Here is a 19,011-nt window from a genome sequence, read left to right as displayed (position 1 = left end):
CGGGGCAGGTGGCTTAGTTCGCCAGGGCCAGCACCGCGCGGGCTGTCGTCTCTTCCGTCACCAGGCCATTAATCAGGCGACCTTTCAGTGCGGCGTAAATCGCATCTGCTTTCTCTTCCCCTCCGGCCACGCCGACGATGGTTGGCAGCTGCGCCAGTTCATCGAGCGTGACGCCGAGCAATTCCTGATGAATCTCCAGATCCGGCACCCGTTCCCCTGCGGCATTGAGGAAATAGCCGAGGATGTCGCCGACCGCGCCTTTGCGCGCATACATGAGCTGTTCGCCTTCGCTGATATAGCCCGAGCGCAAAATGGTGGCGTCACGGCGCTGATTCACGGAGCCAATCCCCACGACCGCTGCGTCGGCGGCGGTGGCGGCGAGGATCACATCCCGCACGCTGGCTTCGCGTTTTAAAATTCCGGCCACTTCTGCCGATGAAACCCGCAGCGGAGCCGGGATCATGCTGATGCTACAGGCCGCATCCAGCTGGCCGATGCCGGTCATATACGGCCCCACGCCACCGGAAAGCGTCACCAGCCGCACCTGCTGGGAGCTAATAAAGCCGCTTAAGTGCTGAATGCAGCTCATAGTGGCTTCACCAAATCCCACTGCCAGCAGCTGTCCGGGTTCCAGCAAGCCCATCAGCGACTGCGCCGCGCCAATCCCGAGGCGCACGTTCATCGGCGCGGTATTCAGGGCCGGCACCACGCGCACCATTTTCAGATTAAAGCGCTGCTGCAATTCGGTCTCCAGCGCCAGACACCCTTCGTAGCGGGAGTTAATCTGTACGCGGATCACCCCCGACTGACGCCCTTTTTCCAGCAAGCGCGAGATCTTCAGGCGCGGCAGGCCTAAGCGCTCGCCAATATCATTCTGCGTCAGGCCGTCGTGGTAGTAACACCACGCCACCCGGGCGACCAGTTCTTCCTCTGCCAGCGCCAGTCCGGCAAACCGACTCTCTTCGGCAATGCGTTTATCGCCCATATTTGAACTCTTATAAAAATTTAGATCATATGTTCGCTCTGACGCGGGCAGAAAGTGTGAGCCACGCGGCAAAACGGATCATTTAAAAATCGATGCCCGGTAATTAGGATCTCAATCCATGAAATTGTGATCCCTGCACGGTTGTCAATATAGTTCACCGTCTACGCTTTTGAACATTATTAAATCAAAAAATCATTTGTTCAATAACGGAGCGATGATGACGGTCCTGATCGAAGCGCGTGATATCCACAAGCAGTTCTCCGGCGTACCGGTGCTGAAAGGCATTGATTTCACGCTGCTGTCCGGTCAGGTTCACGCCTTAATGGGCGGGAACGGCGCGGGAAAATCGACGTTGATGAAAATCATCGCCGGGGTGGAAACGCCCGACGGCGGTGAACTGACGGTGGAAGGAAAGCCATTTGCGCGCCTCAAGCCGGGTCAGGCGCACCAGTTAGGTATCTATCTGGTACCGCAGGAGCCGATGCTGTTCCCCAATCTTACCGTGCGGGAAAACATTCTCTTTCGCCTGCCGCGTGAAAATACGCTCGAAAAACGCCTCGCCGATAAACTCCAGCAGCTCCAGTGCCAGCTCAATCTCGACGCCGCCGCCAGCACCCTGGAAGTGGCGGATCAGCAGATGGTGGAGATCCTGCGCGGACTGATGCGCGAGGCGAAGATCCTGATCCTCGATGAACCGACGGCGTCGCTCACCCCTGGGGAAACCGAGCGCCTGTTTCGCCAGATCCGCGCGTTGCAGGCCCTTGGCGTCGGCATCGTGTTTATCTCCCACAAACTGCCGGAGATCCGCCAGCTTGCCAGCCATGTGTCCGTCATGCGCGACGGGGCGGTGGTGCTGAGCGGCGAAACGACAGCCTTCGATGACAACGCCTTAATTGCCGCCATGACGCCGGTCAGCCGGGATCATGCCTTAAGCGACACGCAAAAACTGTGGCTGGCCCTGCCGGGCAATCGCCGCACCCAGGCGCAGGATTTCCCGGTGCTGCGGGTGGAAGATCTGACGGGCGAAGGCTTTATCGATCTGAATCTTGAGATCTACGCCGGGGAGATCGTCGGCCTGGCGGGTCTTGTGGGATCGGGGCGCACCGAGTTTGCCGAAACGCTGTACGGGCTGCGGCCCGTGCGTGGCGGAAAGATCTGGCTGGAGAATCAGGAGATCGGCGGCGATTCGGTGCTGTCGCGGCTCGACAAAGGGCTGGTCTATCTCCCGGAGGATCGTCAGGTCTCCGGCCTGTTCCTCGATGCGCCGATCCGCTGGAACACCGTGGCGCTGAATGAGCCTTCCATCTGGCAGCAGCGCAAGCGCGAGGCGGCGGTGGTGGAGCGTTATCACCGGGCGCTGGGGATCAAACTCAATCACCCGGATCAAACCGTGCGCACGCTCTCCGGCGGTAATCAGCAGAAGGTGCTGCTGGCGCGCTGTCTGGAGGCCAATCCGCTGCTGTTGATTGTCGATGAACCGACGCGCGGGGTGGACGTATCGGCCCGCGCAGACATCTATCAGCTGATCAAAAGCGTGGCGGCGCAGAACGTGGCGGTGCTGATGATCTCCAGCGATCTCGATGAATTTCCGGGCCTTGCCGACCGGGTGCTGGTGATGCATCAGGGCGTACTCAGCGGCGAACTGCCGCGCCACGCCGTGAGCCTCGACCGGATGATGGCGCTGGCCTTTGGAGGGCAATCATGAAGACGTTACTGAAAAACCGCGAGCTGAGCGCCTTCCTCGCCATTCTGGCGCTGTTCGGCGTGCTGGTGGCGCTCAATCCGGCCTATCTGAGCTTTCAGACGCTGGGGATGATTTTCGCCAGCTCGCAAATCCTGATCCTGCTGGCCCTGGGTGCGACCCTGGTGATGCTGACGCGCAACATTGATGTCTCGGTCGGGTCTACCGTCGGGCTGTGCGCCATTGCCGTCGGCGTAGCGCTCAACAACGGCTACAGCCTGCCAGTTTCCATGCTGTTTGCCGTGGCGATTGGCGCGCTGGCCGGGGCCTTTAACGGGCTGCTGGTGGTCGGGCTGCGCATCCCGGCGATTGTCGCCACCCTCGGCACGCTGGGGCTCTACCGCGGGGCGATGCTGCTGTGGACGGGCGGGAAGTGGATCGAAGGTTTGCCCTCTAGCCTGAAAGCTCTGTCGGAGCCGGTCGCTGTCGGCATTTCGCCGCTTGGGATGGTGGTGCTGTTTCTGGCGCTGATCGGCGCGTGGAACCTGTCGCGCACCGCGTCGGGTCGCGATTTTTACGCCGTGGGCGATAACCTCGCCGCCGCGCGTCAGCTCGGCGTGGCGGTAAACCGCACCCGGATGATCGCTTTTACCCTCAACGGTGTGCTGGCCGCCTGCGCCGGGATCGTCTTTGCCTCGCAGATCGGTTTTGTGCCCAATCAGACCGGCAGCGGGCTGGAGATGAAAGCCATCGCCGCCTGCGTGCTGGGCGGGATTTCGCTTCTCGGTGGAACCGGGACGCTGATCGGCGCGTTTCTCGGTGCCTTTTTCCTCACGCAAATCGACACCGTGCTGGTGCTGTTCAAACTCCCGGCCTGGTGGAATGACTTTATCGCCGGGCTGGTGCTGCTCGGCGTGCTGGTCCTCGACGGGCGGCTGCGTCAGGCGCTGACCCGCCATCAGCGCGCCCTGAAATACAGCCGTTTCCAGCCCGGCAACAAAGGGGGAAAGCACGTCACCCCGTTTCCGAAACGCAAAAAAGAGGTGGCGTAAATGAAGCTTAACTGGGAAAGCGCGCTGCTGATTTTACTGGTGCTGGAGATCCTGCTGTTCGGGGCCATTAACCCACGGATGTTAGACATCAACATGCTGCTGTTCAGCACCAGCGACTTCATCTGCATCGGCATCGTGGCCCTGCCGCTGACGCTGGTGATCATCAGCGGCGGAATTGATATTTCTCTCGGCTCGACCATTGGCCTGTGCGCGATTGCGCTGGGCGTGATGATGCAGGCGGGGTGGCCGATGGCGCTGGCGATCCCGCTCACGCTGGTACTCGGCCTGCTGTGCGGCCTGTTCAACGCCGCGCTGATCCACTACACCGGCATCAGCCCGCTGGTGATCACTCTCGGCACGCTTTACCTCTACGGCGGCGGGGCGCTGCTGCTCTCCGGCATGGCAGGCGCGACCGGCTACGAAGGCATCGGCGGCTTCCCGGACAGCTTCACCGCCTTTGCCAATCTGACGCTGTTTGGCCTGCCGATCCCGCTCGTGCTGTTCGCGGTGATCACCTTCTTCTTCTGGCTGATCACCCATCGCGGGCGCTTTGGCCGACACCTGTTTTTGATCGGGCAAAACCCTCGCGCGGCGCGCTATGCGGCGCTGTCGGTCAACGGTATGCCCTATGCGTTGTACGGCCTGGTCGGCGTGGCCTCGGCGATTGCCGCCCTGGTGATGGTCTCCTATTTCGGCTCGGCGCGTTCCGATTTGGGGCGCGACCTGCTGATGCCCGCGCTCACGGCGGCGGTGCTTGGCGGGGCAAATATTTATGGCGGTTCAGGTTCGGTTGTCGGTACGGCGCTGGCGGCATTGCTGGTGGGGTATCTGCAGCAGGGTTTACAGATGGTCGGCATCCCCAACCAGGTGTCGAGCGCGCTGTCAGGGGCGCTGCTGGTTGTGGTGGTGATGGGACGTTCGCTGAGTTTGCACCGTGAATGGCTGCGCACTCTTCTCACAAAAAATACCCGGAGCGTAAGATGAAAACAAAACTGATAGTCCTGGCGATGGCGTTAAGCTTTGCCTCGGCGCAGGCCGCCGAACGGATTGCCTTCATTCCGAAACTGGTCGGCGTCGGCTTCTTTACCAGCGGCGGCAACGGCGCGAAAGAGGCGGGTAAAGAACTCGGCGTGGACGTGACCTACGACGGCCCGACCGAGCCGAGCGTCTCCGGCCAGGTGCAGCTCATCAACAACTTCGTCAACCAGGGCTTCAACGCCATTATCGTCTCCGCCGTCTCGCCGGACGGGCTCTGCCCGGCGCTGAAACGCGCGATGCAGCGCGGCGTGAAAGTGCTGACCTGGGATTCCGACACCAAACCCGAGTGCCGCAGCGTCTACATCAACCAGGGCACGCCGGAACAGCTCGGCGGCCTGCTGGTCGACATGGCCGGAAAACAGGTCACTAAGCCGAACGCCAAGGTCGCCTTCTTCTACTCCAGCCCCACCGTGACCGACCAGAACCAGTGGGTGAAAGAGGCGAAGGCCAAAATCGAGAAAGACCATCCGCAGTGGCAGGTTGTCACCACCCAGTTTGGCTATAACGACGCCACCAAATCCCTGCAAACCGCTGAAGGGATTTTAAAAGCCTATCCGGATCTGGATGCGATCATCGCCCCGGATGCCAACGCCCTGCCAGCGGCGGCGCAGGCGGCGGAAAACCTCAAGCGCGAAGGGGTGGCGATTGTCGGCTTTAGTACGCCAAACGTGATGCGCCCGTACGTCGAGCGCGGCACGGTGAAAGCCTTCGGCCTGTGGGATGTGGTGCAGCAGGGCAAAATTGCGGTCAATGTCGCCGATCATTTGCTGAAAAAAGGCGATCTTAACGTGGGCGATAGCGTGGATGTGAAAGGCATCGGCGTGCTGAAGGTCGAGCCGAACAGCGTGCAGGGTTATCAGTATGAGGCGAAAGGGAACGGCATCGTGCTGCTGCCGGAGCGCGTGGTGTTCACCAAAGAGAACATCGACAAATACGACTTCTGACGGGGGAGAACATGGCTGATTTAGATGACATCAAAGACGGAAAAGATTTTGGCATCGGCACGCCGCAGCAGAACGTGCCCTTTACCCTGAAGGGCTGCGGGGCGCTGGACTGGGGAATGCAGTCGCGGCTGGCGCGCATCTTTAACCCGAAAAGTAACCGCACGGTGATGCTCGCCTTTGACCATGGCTATTTTCAGGGACCGACCACCGGGCTTGAGCGTATCGATCTGTCGATTGCTCCGCTGTTTGCCGAAACCGACGTGCTGATGTGTACCCGCGGCATTTTGCGAAGCCAGGTGCCGCCTGCCACCAACAAACCGGTGGTGCTGCGCGCGTCGGGCGGTAACTCGATTCTGGGCGAGCTGTCGAACGAGTGCGTGGCGGTGGCGATGGAAGATGCGCTGCGCCTGAACGTCTGCGCCGTGGCGGCGCAGGTCTATATCGGCAGCGAGTTTGAGCATCAGTCGATCAACAACATTATCAAGCTGGTGGATGCGGGCAACCGCTACGGCATTCCGACGCTGGCGGTGACCGGCGTCGGGAAAGAGATGGCCCGCGACGCGCGCTATTTCTCGCTCGCCAGCCGCATTGCCGCCGAAATGGGGGCGCAGTTCGTCAAAACCTATTTCGTGGAAGAGGGCTTTGAAAAAGTGACCGCCAGCTGCCCGGTACCGATTGTGATCGCCGGGGGTAAAAAGCTGCCGGAGCATGAGGCGCTGGAGATGTGTTTCCGTGCCATCGATCAGGGGGCGTCGGGTGTGGACATGGGGCGCAACATCTTCCAGTCCAGCGCGCCGCTGGCGATGCTGAAAGCGGTGAAAAAAGTGGTACACGAGAACATGAGCGCCCGCGAGGCGTTCCAGTTCTGGCAGGAAGAGAAACAGGGAGAGGTGAAATGAATGTGACGTTAGTGGAAATCAATATCAAACCGGAACGTGTGGATGAGTTTCTGGAGGTGTTTCGCGCCAACCACGAAGGGGCGATTCAGGAGCCGGGGAATCTGCGTTTTGACGTACTGCAGGACCCGCGGGTGAAGACCCGGTTCTTTATCTACGAGGCGTACAAAGACGAAGAGGCGGTGCTGGCACACAAGCAGACCCCGCACTATCTGGCGTGCGTCGATAAGCTTGAGGCGTTGATGTCGGAGCCGCGTAAGAAACGGAGTTTTGTGGGGTTGATGCCGGAAGGCTGATGCCCTCACCCTAACCCTCTCCCACAGGGAGAGGGGACCGTCCAGTGCGATCAGGGGGCATTCGGTTTTCTCCCTCTCCCCTGGGGAGAGGGCCGGGGTGAGGGGCCCAGACTACTCCTTACGGAAAAAATCGTTATACAACATATACAAATGCGCAGAACTCCATGAGAAGTTCGGCGCACCCTGCTGCGCGCCGGTCAGCGGGTTGTAGTTCTCCTGAATCGGCCCATCGCTGGTCAGCCCTTTGGCGTGCTGGAAGAACGTATCCGCCAGTTTCAGCGCCGCGTCGCGATGCCCGTAGCGTTCCATCCCTTTGAGCCCAAACCAGAACTGATCCACCCACACGCGTCCGCGCCAGTAGATATCTGCGCCAAACGCCGGGTTGGTTAACGCCGCAGTGCCGAGCGGCACAAAGGTATTAAACTCTTTCGGGTCGAGCATCACGTTCACCACCGCATCGGCGTGCACCTGCGTTGCCGCGCCGTTAAACAGCGGCGACCAGCCTTCCGGCCCTTTGCCGCGCTCGACGATCGGTCTGCCCGCGCAGCCGTTGGCCAGCGGTTTATCTTCGATGCGAATGTCGTAATAGAACTGCGTTTTCGCATCAAACATGCAGGTGTTGATGTACTCCGCGAGTTTATCCGCCAGTTGCGCGTAGTGCTTCGCCGCTTCGGGTTTGCCGAGGATCGTCGCCATTTCCGCCAGATAGCGGTTATCGCTGAACATATAGCTCGCCTGATCGACGGACTCCTGCATCAGGGAATAGCCGAGCAGGGTGCCTTTGGCGTCGCGGTTTTCGGCGAAACTCACCGTCCAGTCGCTGCGCTTCCCGCCGTTCTGCACGTATTTATCCAGCTGATCTTTGTCGATAAAGCCAAACACCGCCGCATCGTCGCGTCCGGACTCCCAGGAGGCCGCCACCTGCGCCGGAATTTGCAGGCTGTCGTACTGGCCTTTGCTGACGGTCGTGTCGTAATTCTTAAGCCCTGAAAGGGTTTGTTCTTTATCGCCAGTTTTCACCGTGAACAGCATCTCGCCGTTTTCAGTGTTATGGGCTTTATCGCGCGTCGCCCCGTATTCCGGCACGCCGTTGTGGTTGTGATCGCGGTTGCGCAGCCACCAGTCGTGATAAGCCACCAGTTTCGGGTACATCTCCTCCAGCCAGGCTTTGTCCTGGGTGGTTTTATAAACCGCCATCACCGACCAGGCCGCAAGACTCGGCTTGGTGTTGCGTTCGTTCCAGTTCCCGCCGTCGCCGCCGCGATCCGGGCTGAGGTTCCAGGCGATCAGATCCGGGACAAATCCGGCATCCTGCGGACGCACTTTATCGTCGGCTTTCACTTGCCACGAGAAGACCGCGCGGATGTTCTCTTTAGCGATCTCCGGGTTGAAGTGCGCCATCGCAAACGCCTGCTTCCAGGTGTCCCACGGCCAGGTCTGGTTGCCGGAGAACCAGCGCCCGGTGACCGACGGCGTGACGGTATTGAATTTCACCGCGCCGCCCGGCGAGCGCCAGTTGCCGTTCAGGGTTTCGATGGCTTTTACCGCGACGCGCGTCTGTTCCGGCGTGGCGTCCGGGTTGGTCAGCCCGCGCTGCAAATAACCTTCCCAGCGCTGCTCCGACGCCTGCATAAAGTGCGCAGGACGGGCGAGGATATCGCGGATCTGCGCCTTCTCATGGCTGACGTCATCGGCGGTCAGCAGATGGGAATACGTCGTCCAGATCCTCGTCGAACCGTTGACGCGCGCGGTGCTGGTGAAGCGATGCCCGTCAATGTGGGTCTCAACGGGAATCGATTTATGCACCTGATACTGCGATGCGCCGGAGGTCAGTAGATCCCAGGTTGAACGCACTTTTCCAAAGGTCACGTTCACGCCGTCGCGCGTGGCGATCAGGCGGCGCTGATAGTCCGGGTATGCCGCGTCGATGGTCTTATCGGAGACCGCTTTGCCCTCTTTGGCTTCCAGTTTTTCCAGCAGCTCGCCGTCCCATTGCAGCACCAGAGGCGCGTCAGTGGTGATTTGCGTTTCCAGAAGCGAGGTGCGCGGGCTGGCGAAACGCAATGTCATGACGATCTTCACGCCCGGCGCGGTCAGGGTCTGGACTAACGCGCCAGGAAGACTCCAGGCCTGCATCGTGAAATCCACTTTTTTGCCGCCGCGCGTGACCGTCAGCCGGTCAAAGTTACTGGCCATAAAGTTGATGTACTCTTCCGTCAGCAGCGCCGGGCCGGGGAAGCCGCCCATGGTTTCCGGGCCATCGGGCAGGAGATGTCCGTGCCAGGCCCCGAGATCGAAGAAGGGGTTAAAACGCTGGTGGTCGTCGCTGTCGAAATCCTGCATGTAGTGCGGCGCGCCGACGCGGTTAATCACGTTTTTATAGTGGTCGGCAGTCGTTGCATGCGCCGACAGGCTGAGCAGCAGCGCGCAGGCCAGCGGGGCAAGTGGGGTAGTCAGTTTCATGGTCAATCGGTCCTTGTTACCAGTAGAAATATTGCATCAGGAAAACCTGGTCGCTCGGGTCGCCCGAGGCGGTTTTCATGTACCAGCGGCTGTCGGCGGCGGTAGCAAAACGCCCGTTGCCGTATTCGTACCAGATGCCGAACTGCATAAACGAGGTGGTTTCGTTGGCGGAATCATCAGGGCGATGTTTGGCGTAGCTCCAGGCGGTGGAGAAGTAGAGCCCTTTCAGGGTTTCGACCATCGCGCTTGCCATAAACCCGGTCTCCGTGCCCGGCACGTTTTGCCCTTTGGCGCGCCCGGTATGATGCCATGCGCGGGCGGCCAGATTGGGTGACAGCAGTCCGGTTAAGAACAATTCGCCGGTGCCGTCGGTCACTTCCAGGCCGTTCATCCAGGTCACGCCGTCGATGAATTCGTACTGTAAATAACCGTTCATCATCGCCGGATAAGTGTACTTATCGTCGTAGCGATCGTACTTCCCGAAGTGCAGCCAGGCCTTGCTTTCGTCGTGATGCCCGGCGGGTGTGGCGGTCACGCTGTAGCGCAGTTTACCCGCCAGGTTTTGCACTTTCAGCGCGGTCATGATGTCGCGGGTGTTTGGGATGACATAGCCCAGATCCGGGGTGAAATCGCCCCACCATTGCAGGTCGTCGAGGGACGAATCCTGGCGCAGGCTGAGCATGATTTCGGTGCTGTCCTCCGTGCGATAGCCGCCGTAAAAACGGTTCAGACCGCCCTCGAACCCGCCCCAGCTGTGGTCGGGAACCCAGGCGTTGCCCTGATGGTCCGCCTGTACGGTCCAGCCTTCGCCGTAGATCAGGCCAAACCACGGGCCGTGTTTGATCTCCAGCCCGCCTTCGATATAGGTTCCGTCGCTGTATTTGTGTTTCTCCGGGCCTTCGAGATCCATATACCCGCCGACGCCCAGCTCGCCGTAAAAACGGTACGAAGTGGCGCTCAGTTCCGGCGTGCGGGTGTCGTCATGTTCTGCTGGTCGTGCTTCTTCCGCGGCCATCGATGGCGTGCAAAAAGAGAGGGCAGCCAGTGCCCCGTAAAGAGTCGGTGTTATTTTCATTTTGTTTTTCGGGTGTGATCAGGAGGCCGTCGAAGCAGGAGCGGCTTCAATCTTTTTTTCGTCTTGCGATAATCCCTTGATGTATTTGCTGTATTTCCACCACGCAAAGCCAAGGAAAATCACGATGCCGCCGACGTTGTAGAACACAATCGTCAGAATATTGCCGCCCGTCGGGAAGGTGGAGGCGATAAAGCCAATGGTGAAAATCACAATCAGCATCGACACAACGACCGTACCCGTGGTGCGTGAGCCCATTTTGAAATCACGCGGCAGGTGATCGAGTTTGCGGCGCAGGTTCAGGTAGGCCAGCATGATAAACAGCGGCGGCAGCATCGAGGCGGCGGCGGTCATGTTGATCACCGTGTTCATCAGATCCTGCGCGGTGTTCGATCCCATGGTCGGGATAATCATCAGCGGGATCACGATCAGATACTGGATCCACGCCGCGCGCGCCGGAACGCCGTTCTCATTGAGGGCGACGGTTTTAGGCCCAAAAATGCCGGACGGGATTTCCGAGAAGAAGATTTTCACCGGCGTGGCGGTCCACATCAGCAGAGAGCCGAACATGGCGGTAAAGGAGACCAGGCCGACAAAGCGGTTCATCAGCACTTCCGGCAGGCCGAAGTACACCGCCAGACCGTGGAACACCTGCACCGAACCGCCGGTGAACTTCAGCTCTTTGCTGCTGATAAAGACGTTGATCAGCACCGAGGAGATGGAATAGAGCACGCCGATGAAGATCCCGGCGAGGATGATCACTTTCACGAACGACTTCGATCCGCCCTTCACGTCGTTGACGTATACGGCGACAGATTCCGCACCGCCCGCGGCCATGAAGATCCAGGTGGTTATTCCGAGGAATGCCCAGTTAAAGTTGGGGATCATCGCCTCGACGGTGATCGGATCCGCAGGCTGCACGCCGCCGACCAGCGCCGCGCCCGCCAGCAGAATATAGGACATCGTCAGGAGCAGCATCAGCGTGGAAGTGACGGAGGTGATCGGCCCGAGCATCTTCGCGCCGTTGGTCGAAACCCACGTCGAAAAGGCAAACAGCACCAGACTCAGCACCACGGTGGCAAACGGCGTGAGAATGTACTCATAGCCGAGAAAAGCGTAGGAGGCGTAGGCAATAACGCGCGGTAATAACGAGGTGAAGAAGAACAGATTCACGAACCAGTAGGTGTAGGCGGTAATAAACGCCCAGCGCCCGCCGAGGGAACTTTTCACCCACGCATATACGCCCGCCTCGGAGTTTTTATTCAGCGAGACGAATTCGGCGATGATGAGACAAAACGGAATAAAGTAGAACAGCGTCGCCAGGAAGAACATTGGCGCGGACGCCAGCCCCAGCTCGATATTATTGTTGATGACGTTGTTGAAGCTAAAAACGGCGGCAAAGGTCAGCGACAGCAGGCCGAACTTGCCGATGGTATTACGCTTGGACTGTGAAACAGTGGACTCTGACATAACGAATCTCCAGGTACAGGGAGGATAGCGGCGCTACATCGGCGCCGCCGGATTTTTTATTTGTTATGGAAATAGCCGTCTTCAACGGTCACCCGCAGGACGACCTTTTTCACCGCGCCGTCGCTGATAAAACGGTAGGCTTCGTCGATGTCGCAGATCACCATCTGTCCTTCATGCACCTCCACCGTGTTGCCGCAGCCTTTGAGAAACTCGCGGTCGGTTTCGTCGCGGTAGCACTCCACCACCTGTAATTGCGCCTTCGGGGCAAACTCGATTTTTTGCGCCCCTTGCAGGTAGTAATGCACGTCGAAATATCGTCTGTGCCCGAGGAACAGCGCGTCGGTGGTGGTGTCGGTGGTCAGGCGATAGCTCAGCGAATCGCCAATCGAATGGGCCACGCCGGGGCGAATGTTGTCGATGTTCTGTATCGCTTCCACGCAGCGCTGCCATTTGCGACCGCCCTGGTAGCGGCGGGTAAACTCTTCCAGGTTGTTCAAAATATCCATTATTCGGCCTCGCTTTCGGCGGCTGCGGGAGTGAGAGAAAACGCCTGGGCCTGCACATCGCCGTGTGTCGGCAGCAGGGTGAAGCCATAGCGGAACGGCTGGAAGCGCACGCGCCAGCTGTCCAGCACTTCGCTGCCCCAGGAGTTAGAGCCCAGCCCCAGTTGCTGGTGGTCAAGATTCAGCGTGATGTGCCCGCTGCGCTCGAGTTCGTTGCAGTGGCGCGCGGCGTGGATCGCCTCGGCGGTGTACGGCCAGGCGCTGAAGTGGATCGGCTGTTGCGGCACCACGAGCAGGCCGTGGCCGCTATGACCGGTTAGCGCCGCCCAGCGTACCTGCTGGCGGTTGCCGTTGTTCTGCGGGAACGGGTAGTTCTCGAACATCGCCTCGACGTTGCTTTTCCAGACGTCGATCAGGTTCGCCCGCTGGCTGTCCGGGTAGTTCTCGCCCGGCCCGCGCCCGTAGTACGTCACCTGGTTGAGGCTTTCGTTGATGCCGAGCGTAAAGCCGATGCACGGGATGATGTGCGGGTAGTCCCCGTACGGAGTGCCCGCCAGCACGACGCTCAGTGCGCCCGCCGGTGTGACGCGCCAGCGGTAGGTGCAGCGCATGCCGAAATCAAACACCGGCGGCGCGATGGTGGTGCGGGTTTCCATCACCAGGTCATCGCCGTCGCGGGAAATCTCAATGGTGCGCAGATGCTCCTGCATGATCTGCAGATGATTCGGTTCCCACAGCCCTTCGTACTCCTGCTTGTGGTTATCAATCATCGGCTTGAAGAAATTGATTTTGCCCTCTTTGGCAATCAGCTCTTCACCGTTCACCCGCCACGACGTGAGCTTGCCGCTGAGTTTTGAGAACAGCATGCGGAAGTTATGTCCGCTGACGGTGCAGGTCAGGCGTTCATCGTGAACGATCAGCGGCGTGGCGCTGACGGCCAGCGGCTGCGCAACCTGCGTGCGCGGGGCCAGCGAAAACTGATACTGTGCAATCGGGTGATTCGCGTCGCTGTAGGGCGTGGCGGAATCTTTGCTGACGAACACGTTGACCCAGCTTTCGCGACCGTCTGTCTCTGGGACGGTAATCTGAACGGTGCGGGCGCTGTTCGGGGCTAAATCGCTCACTTTCAACACCTGGCTGCTCAGCAACTCGCCTTCGGCTTTGATCTCCACCCGCAGGGTGTAGTCGTCGACTGTGCTGAACCACAGTTTGTTCTCGACCCGCAGCTCGCCGCGCGCCAGATCGACGGCGTGAATTTTCACCGGGGCGATCACCTGCTTGTACTCCCGCAGGCCAGGGCCTGGCGTTTGATCGGAGTAGATCAGCCCGTCGAGGCAGAAGTTGGCGTTATTCGGGTAGTCGCCAAAGTCACCGCCGTACTGGTAGAAGGTTTTGCCGTCCGCGTCCTGGGCCTGAATGCCGTGATCGCACCACTCCCAGACGTAATGCCCCTGCAGACAGTCGTGACGATAAAAGACGTTCTGATATTCGCTTAAGCCGCCGGGGCCGTTGCCCATGGCGTGGGCGTATTCGCAGATGATGCGCGGTTTCGGGTGCGGGAATTCGCCGAACTCGTTCATCAGCGGCACGCGGGTGTACATGGTGGAGATGATGTCCACCACTTCGGCGTCGCGGTCCTCTTCGTAATGCACCAGACGGGTGGGATCCAGCGCCTTGCAGGCTTTCGCCATCGAGCGGATGTTGCACCCGTAGCCGGACTCGTTGCCGAGCGACCAGATGACGATCGACGGATGGTTTTTCTGCGCCTGCACGTGGCGCACGATGCGTTCAACGTAGACCGGTTCCCATGTCGGATCGTCGGTGATGCGGCTCAGATCGCCGACGTTGGCAAAACCGTGGGACTCGACGTCCGTCTCCGCCATCACAAACAGGCCGTAGAGATCGCACAGCTCGTAAAAGCGCGGATCGTTTGGGTAATGGGCGGTGCGCACCGAGTTGATATTGTGCCGCTTCATCAGGATCAGATCTTTTTCGACGCGATCCATGCTCACCGCGCGGCCTCTGCGATGATCGTTATCGTGGCGGTTAACGCCGTGGAGCATCACGTAGCGGTTGTTGATCAGCATCAGGCCGTCGCGCACCTGGATATCGCGGAAGCCCACGCGCTGCGGGACCACTTCCAGCGTGTCGCCTGCGGCGTTTTTCATGATCAGCAGCAGGTGATAGAGATGCGGCGTTTCGGCAGACCACTGCTTTGGTTGTTTGACGTCGATGCTGAAATCAACGGTCTGACGCTTCCCGACGCTGGCTTGGGTTTCGCCCTGATACAGACGCTTTTCGCCGTCGAAAAGCTGAACCTCGAGGGTGACGTTTTCCGACTGGGCAGTCAGGTTTTCCAGCTCGACGTGGCAGGCGAGGGTGGCGTCGCGGTAGTCGTCGTTAAAGGTGGTGGTGACGGTGAAATCGTCGATATGAGTGAGTGGTCGGCCCACCAGGTAGACGTCGCGGAAGATCCCCGCCGTCCACCACATATCCTGATCTTCGATGTAGGTGGAGTCGGCCCACTGCATCACTTTGACGCACAGCAGGTTTTCTCCCGCGTGAACGTAAGGCGAAACGTCAAATTCAGCGGTCAGGCGGCTGCCCTTGCTGAAGCCGACGTAGTGGCCGTTTATGTAGACTTCGAAATAGGTCTCTACGCCGTCGAATTTGATAATCGTCTGGCGCGTGCTCCAGCTGTCGCCGAGAGTGAACAGGCGTTGATAGGCCCCGGTCGGGTTGGCGCTCGGCACGAACGGCACGTCAATCGGGAAGGGGAATCCTTCGTCGGTGTATTGCAGCTTGCCGTGGCCTTCCAGCTGCCACATGGACGGCACGCCGATCTGGCCCCAGTCGCTCATCAACTGGTGGGGGAAGGACTCTGGCACTTTCAGCGGATGGTCGAAATAGCGGAACGTCCATTGGCCGCTCAGCAGCAGAAAATGGCTGCTGGCCTCTCGGGCAAAGCGGCGGGCCTGGTCGATATCCTGATAAGCAAAAAAGTACGCGCGCGGCGGCAGCCGGTTTTCGTGCGTCAGTTGAACATTCTCCCAGCGGTTCATCTCATCTCCCTGCGGGTTAAAACATCATTGCAGGGGAGTTTAGTAAATATTTTACTAAATAAAATCAGTAAAACTGAAATGAGTTAAGCGGATCACGAAAATAGGGGATTTGGGGAGAGCGGGGAAATTGCCGGGTGGCGGCTGCGCCTTACCCGGCCTACAGGAGAATGGTTGTTTTTGTAGGCCGGGTAAGGCGTAGCCGCCACCGGGCATGGGGTTTAACGCGTCGTACCACGCAACTTCAACCGGCTCGGCACAAACACCTGCAGCGGCAGCGCACGGCCATCGCGCGCTTTTTCCAGCAGCAGGTTCACGCCCTGGCTGCCCATCATTTCCGAGTGGATGCGCACGGTGGTCAGCGGCGGGAAGGTAAAGCGGGCGGTGGGGATATCGTTGACGCTAATCAGGCTGATATCCTGCGGAATCGTCAGCCCTTTCTCGTGGATCGCCCGCAGCACGCCGATGGCGATAGAATCCGAGGCGACAAACAGCGCTTCGGGGAAATCGTCCTGCGCCAGCATCTTCGTCGCCAGCTCATAGCCCGACGAACTGGAGAAGCCGCCGCGCCAGATGTCTTTCTCCGACACCACGCCTTTGAGCTGGCCATATTCGACGAACGCTTTTTCGCGGATGTCCGCTTTGCCCGGCTCGTCTTCCCCGCCGATAAAGCCGATGCGCTGTACGCCCTGTGCGGCGAAGAAGTCGATCACCTCTTTGCTGATGCGCACCAGGTCGATATCCACCGAGTCAAAAGCGGAACCCGCCTCGTGAAAATCGATGAAGCAAATATTGTCGCTCAGGGCTTCTGCCGCCTGGCGCATCTGCTCTGCCGGTTTGCCGACAATCAGGATCCCGCTGACCTTGCTGATCTCCGGCAGCCCCTGATTTTCATAGCAATTCGTCAGGCCGATATTCAGCTTTTCGCATTGAGTTTCAATGCCGTGGCGGATGGCCAGATAGTAGGGGTCGTTGATTTCCAGCTCCTGACGGTAGCTGTAGAGCGCCAGCACGTGGTGACAGGCGTCGTGCTGGACCAGGCTTTTGCGCGCGCTGCTCCCGCGATATTCCAGTTTTTCAGCGATTTCGAGGATCCGGTGACGGGTCTCCTCTTTGACGTTCAGCGTCCGGTCGTCGTTCAGAATGCGCGACACGGTGGCCTGCGACACGCCCGCTTCCTTTGCGATATCTTTCAGTGTTGCCATGGGGCCCCTCAGCGCGGGAGTTAAAATTGAGTCTTCCGCCATTGTAATGAATCCCGCCTGTTTAGTAAAAATCCGTTGATCGCCAGCGCCGCTTATGCTGTGATAATTTTACTAAATATTTACTTGAGGGGTTATCATGGAAAAGGTTTCGTACGGAGATTTTGCCCGCCTGGAGATGCGCACCGGGAAAATTATCGACGTTAAGCGCCACGCGAATGCCGATAAGCTGTACATCGTGCAGATTGATATTGGCGAGCGCCAGTTGCAGACCGTCACCAGCCTGGTGCCTTATTACACGGAGGAGGAGCTGCTGGGGAAATCGGTGGTGGTGCTGTGTAATCTGGAAAAGGCCAAAATGCGCGGGGAAGTGTCGGAATGCATGTTGCTATGCGCCGAAACTGAAGACGGCAGCGAAAGCGTATTGTTGACGGCGGAGCGGGTGATGCCGTCAGGCGTGCGTATCGTTTAAAAAAAAGCCGGATGGCGCTGCGCTTATCCGGCCTACGAAACCACACTCACGTAGGCCGGATGGTGGCACTTATGCCTCTTCCACACTCACCCTCATCGCCGCCAGCGCCTTACGGGCCGCTTTCAGCACGGTCTCGCACTGCTCAATGGTCAGCGTCAGCGGGGGTTCGATACGAATGGTTTTCGAGTTGTTCAACGTCCCGGCCACTAACACCCGCTGGCGGAACATCTCGCTCGCGAAGTTGTAGCCGATTTCGTTATCCACAAACTCGATCGCCATCAGCATCCCTTTCCCGCGTGCGTCCTGCACCAGATCCGGGTATTCACGGCCAAGCTGCAGGAAGCCGTCCAGCAACATATCGCCTTTCTGCTCAGCCTGAGCCGGTAAGTTCTGCTCCAGCAGCACGTTGATGGTTGCCAGTGCGGCCGCACAGGCCAGCGGGTTGCCGCCAAAAGTGGTGGTGTGCAGGAACGGATTATCGAACAGCACCGAGAACACCTCTTCGGTGGCAACGGTCGCGCCAATCGGCATCACGCCGCCGCCGAGGGCTTTCGCCAGACAGAGAATGTCCGGCTGCACGTTCTCGTGTTCGCAGGCAAACATCTTCCCGGTGCGGCCCATCCCCGTTTGCACTTCGTCGAGGATCAGCAGCGCGCCAAACTCATCGCACAGCTTACGCACCGCAGGCAGATAGCCCTGCGGCGGCAGGATCACCCCGCCTTCGCCCTGAATCGGCTCGAGGATCACCGCCGCCACGTCGTCACCGGTTTTCCGGCACTCGGTGAGTACGGTGCGCATCGCGTTGATATCGCCGAACGGCACGTGGCGAAAGCCCGGCAGCAGCGGCATAAAGGGTTTGCGGAAGGTCGATTTTGCTGTCGCCGACAGTGCGCCAAGGGATTTCCCGTGGAACGCGCCGGTGGTGGCAATAAAGGTGAATTTGCCGCGCGGCGACTGGTACGCTTTGGCGAGTTTCAGCGCCGCTTCGACCGATTCCGTGCCGCTATTGCAGAAGAAGCTGTATTTCAGTTTGCCAGGCGTTAAGGCCGCCAGCGTCTTCGCCAGCATCGCGCGAAGCGGGTCGAGCAGTTCCTGGCTGTGAAGGGGTTGTTTCGCGAGTTGATTCTGTACGGCGGAAACCACAGTTGGATTACGGTGCCCCACGTTGAAAATTCCAAAACCACCCAGGCAATCAATAAACTCCTGTCCCTGGGTGTCGACAAGCGTATTCAGACTTCCCGCTTGCCACTCTACGGCTCCGTAATCCCCGCCAGCGGTAACAGATTTTCGGTACTCTAAAAACCCTGGATTCACATGCTCTTTAAAGTAGTCAATCACCTCTCGGTTAAGTTGTTTCATCTCCTCATGGTCAAGCGTTCGCTTTTCGATGAGATTCAGTGCGTGCGCGGTACAGGCGAGAGCCGAGGCGCTGGAAGGTAACCTGTTCAAAATGAGCTCCGGGGGATCGCGTATCACATGATACTGAATTAATTATTGCAGGGATTACGCCACTTCCGGTGACTTAACGAAAATCGGGATAAACGCCAGGTTAAAATAATGTTGCGCAAAATTTAATCGTGCCGGAAGGAGGGTTCTCAGCTTTGCCGGTGGGCTTTAGTGCGTGGCAGATGCCCGGAAAAACGTCAATTGCACCGGCGTGGTGCGAGGCGTGCTACTTAAGGAGGCGTTAACAGGTCAGGCTTTGTGGGTAATTTCTTCATGAAAGTATTTGAAATCAATCAATTAGAAATGCGTACAAAAAGTGCGGTTTAACTGCAATTTGCGATCTCGATCGGATTTAACAACTAAAGATAAATTATTTACCGCCGAAAAGAGATAAACCCACAAAATTAACATTCAAATAACCTGCAAGGGATG

Annotated in this window: 15 protein-coding genes; 7 read left to right on the top strand and 8 right to left on the bottom strand. The window is 58.9% G+C overall.

The window, feature by feature from the left end:
• Nucleotides 1–13 precede the first annotated feature (13 nt).
• Nucleotides 14–985: a transcriptional regulator LsrR gene (lsrR, locus tag U9O48_RS19400; RefSeq protein WP_282494246.1), complete on the bottom strand. Its 972-nt coding sequence runs from the start codon at nucleotides 983–985 to the stop codon at nucleotides 14–16.
• 217 nt (nucleotides 986–1,202) lie between these two features.
• On the opposite strand from lsrR, the gene lsrA reads away from it, so the two are divergent.
• The 6 genes from lsrA to lsrG are packed head-to-tail and all read left to right on the top strand — an operon-like array spanning nucleotide 1,203 to nucleotide 6,892.
• Nucleotides 1,203–2,690: an autoinducer 2 ABC transporter ATP-binding protein LsrA gene (gene lsrA, locus U9O48_RS19395; protein WP_324724417.1), complete on the top strand. Its 1,488-nt coding sequence runs from the start codon at nucleotides 1,203–1,205 to the stop codon at nucleotides 2,688–2,690.
• Nucleotides 2,687–3,718, top strand: a complete 1,032-nt coding sequence (gene lsrC / locus U9O48_RS19390) for an autoinducer 2 ABC transporter permease LsrC (RefSeq protein WP_324723030.1) — start codon at nucleotides 2,687–2,689, stop codon at nucleotides 3,716–3,718. Before lsrA ends, lsrC begins: the two co-directional genes overlap by 4 nt.
• Nucleotides 3,719–4,702: an autoinducer 2 ABC transporter permease LsrD gene (lsrD, locus tag U9O48_RS19385; RefSeq protein WP_282494248.1), complete on the top strand. Its 984-nt coding sequence runs from the start codon at nucleotides 3,719–3,721 to the stop codon at nucleotides 4,700–4,702. It begins immediately after the preceding gene.
• Complete coding sequence (lsrB, locus tag U9O48_RS19380; RefSeq protein WP_095283484.1) at nucleotides 4,699–5,700, top strand: autoinducer 2 ABC transporter substrate-binding protein LsrB; 1,002 nt, start codon at nucleotides 4,699–4,701, stop codon at nucleotides 5,698–5,700. The genes lsrD and lsrB overlap by 4 nt, the downstream gene beginning before the upstream one ends.
• A gap of 11 nt (nucleotides 5,701–5,711) precedes the next feature.
• Complete coding sequence (gene lsrF / locus U9O48_RS19375; protein ID WP_285145567.1) at nucleotides 5,712–6,599, top strand: 3-hydroxy-5-phosphonooxypentane-2,4-dione thiolase; 888 nt, start codon at nucleotides 5,712–5,714, stop codon at nucleotides 6,597–6,599.
• Entirely contained in the window at nucleotides 6,596–6,892 is a 297-nt protein-coding gene (lsrG, locus tag U9O48_RS19370; protein ID WP_285145566.1) for a (4S)-4-hydroxy-5-phosphonooxypentane-2,3-dione isomerase, read from the top strand. Before lsrF ends, lsrG begins: the two co-directional genes overlap by 4 nt.
• Nucleotides 6,893–7,003: 111 nt before the next feature.
• Here the strand turns inward: lsrG and ygjK are convergent, their stop codons facing one another.
• From ygjK to ebgR, 6 genes are all read right to left on the bottom strand, one after another.
• Nucleotides 7,004–9,355 carry an alpha-glucosidase gene (gene ygjK, locus U9O48_RS19365; protein WP_285145565.1) on the bottom strand — a complete coding sequence of 784 codons (2,352 nt, stop codon included), beginning with the start codon at nucleotides 9,353–9,355 and terminating at the stop codon, nucleotides 7,004–7,006.
• A 16-nt stretch (nucleotides 9,356–9,371) separates the two neighbouring features.
• Nucleotides 9,372–10,430, bottom strand: a complete 1,059-nt coding sequence (gene ygjJ, locus U9O48_RS19360; RefSeq protein WP_285145564.1) for a protein YgjJ — start codon at nucleotides 10,428–10,430, stop codon at nucleotides 9,372–9,374.
• Between the two features lie 18 nt (nucleotides 10,431–10,448).
• Entirely contained in the window at nucleotides 10,449–11,897 is a 1,449-nt protein-coding gene (locus U9O48_RS19355; RefSeq protein WP_324723028.1) for an amino acid permease, read from the bottom strand.
• 56 nt (nucleotides 11,898–11,953) lie between these two features.
• Nucleotides 11,954–12,403, bottom strand: coding sequence for a beta-galactosidase subunit beta (locus U9O48_RS19350; RefSeq protein WP_282494255.1), 450 nt, complete (start codon nucleotides 12,401–12,403; stop codon nucleotides 11,954–11,956).
• Nucleotides 12,403–15,462, bottom strand: coding sequence for a beta-galactosidase subunit alpha (gene ebgA / locus U9O48_RS19345; RefSeq protein WP_324723027.1), 3,060 nt, complete (start codon nucleotides 15,460–15,462; stop codon nucleotides 12,403–12,405). The genes U9O48_RS19350 and ebgA overlap by 1 nt, the downstream gene beginning before the upstream one ends.
• Nucleotides 15,463–15,680: 218 nt before the next feature.
• A complete protein-coding gene (ebgR, locus tag U9O48_RS19340; protein WP_285153886.1) occupies nucleotides 15,681–16,664 on the bottom strand; it encodes a transcriptional regulator EbgR in 984 nt (327 codons plus the stop codon).
• A gap of 136 nt (nucleotides 16,665–16,800) precedes the next feature.
• Here ebgR and U9O48_RS19335 point away from each other — a divergent pair, with 136 nt between their 5' ends.
• Nucleotides 16,801–17,133 carry a tRNA-binding protein gene (locus U9O48_RS19335; protein ID WP_324723025.1) on the top strand — a complete coding sequence of 111 codons (333 nt, stop codon included), beginning with the start codon at nucleotides 16,801–16,803 and terminating at the stop codon, nucleotides 17,131–17,133.
• Between the two features lie 69 nt (nucleotides 17,134–17,202).
• Here U9O48_RS19335 and ygjG read toward each other — a convergent pair whose 3' ends face one another.
• Nucleotides 17,203–18,582: a putrescine aminotransferase gene (gene ygjG, locus U9O48_RS19330; RefSeq protein WP_282494259.1), complete on the bottom strand. Its 1,380-nt coding sequence runs from the start codon at nucleotides 18,580–18,582 to the stop codon at nucleotides 17,203–17,205.
• Between the last annotated feature and the right edge of the window lie 429 nt (nucleotides 18,583–19,011).

It is taken from the genome of Lelliottia sp. JS-SCA-14, from assembly GCF_035593345.1.
Taxonomy (GTDB): Bacteria; Pseudomonadota; Gammaproteobacteria; order Enterobacterales; family Enterobacteriaceae; genus Enterobacter; species Enterobacter wanjuensis.
The sequence above is the reverse complement of the archived record's forward strand: the minus strand, read 5'-3'. Positions and strand labels throughout refer to the sequence as shown.

Coding starts and splice junctions, on each gene's coding strand:
- lsrR (WP_282494246.1), bottom strand. CDS start 985: ATGGGCGATAAACGCATTGCCGAAGAGAGTCGGTTTGCCGGACTGGCG.
- lsrA (WP_324724417.1), top strand. CDS start 1,203: ATGACGGTCCTGATCGAAGCGCGTGATATCCACAAGCAGTTCTCCGGC.
- lsrC (WP_324723030.1), top strand. CDS start 2,687: ATGAAGACGTTACTGAAAAACCGCGAGCTGAGCGCCTTCCTCGCCATT.
- lsrD (WP_282494248.1), top strand. CDS start 3,719: ATGAAGCTTAACTGGGAAAGCGCGCTGCTGATTTTACTGGTGCTGGAG.
- lsrB (WP_095283484.1), top strand. CDS start 4,699: ATGAAAACAAAACTGATAGTCCTGGCGATGGCGTTAAGCTTTGCCTCG.
- lsrF (WP_285145567.1), top strand. CDS start 5,712: ATGGCTGATTTAGATGACATCAAAGACGGAAAAGATTTTGGCATCGGC.
- lsrG (WP_285145566.1), top strand. CDS start 6,596: ATGAATGTGACGTTAGTGGAAATCAATATCAAACCGGAACGTGTGGAT.
- ygjK (WP_285145565.1), bottom strand. CDS start 9,355: ATGAAACTGACTACCCCACTTGCCCCGCTGGCCTGCGCGCTGCTGCTC.
- ygjJ (WP_285145564.1), bottom strand. CDS start 10,430: ATGAAAATAACACCGACTCTTTACGGGGCACTGGCTGCCCTCTCTTTT.
- U9O48_RS19355 (WP_324723028.1), bottom strand. CDS start 11,897: ATGTCAGAGTCCACTGTTTCACAGTCCAAGCGTAATACCATCGGCAAG.
- U9O48_RS19350 (WP_282494255.1), bottom strand. CDS start 12,403: ATGGATATTTTGAACAACCTGGAAGAGTTTACCCGCCGCTACCAGGGC.
- ebgA (WP_324723027.1), bottom strand. CDS start 15,462: ATGAACCGCTGGGAGAATGTTCAACTGACGCACGAAAACCGGCTGCCG.
- ebgR (WP_285153886.1), bottom strand. CDS start 16,664: ATGGCAACACTGAAAGATATCGCAAAGGAAGCGGGCGTGTCGCAGGCC.
- U9O48_RS19335 (WP_324723025.1), top strand. CDS start 16,801: ATGGAAAAGGTTTCGTACGGAGATTTTGCCCGCCTGGAGATGCGCACC.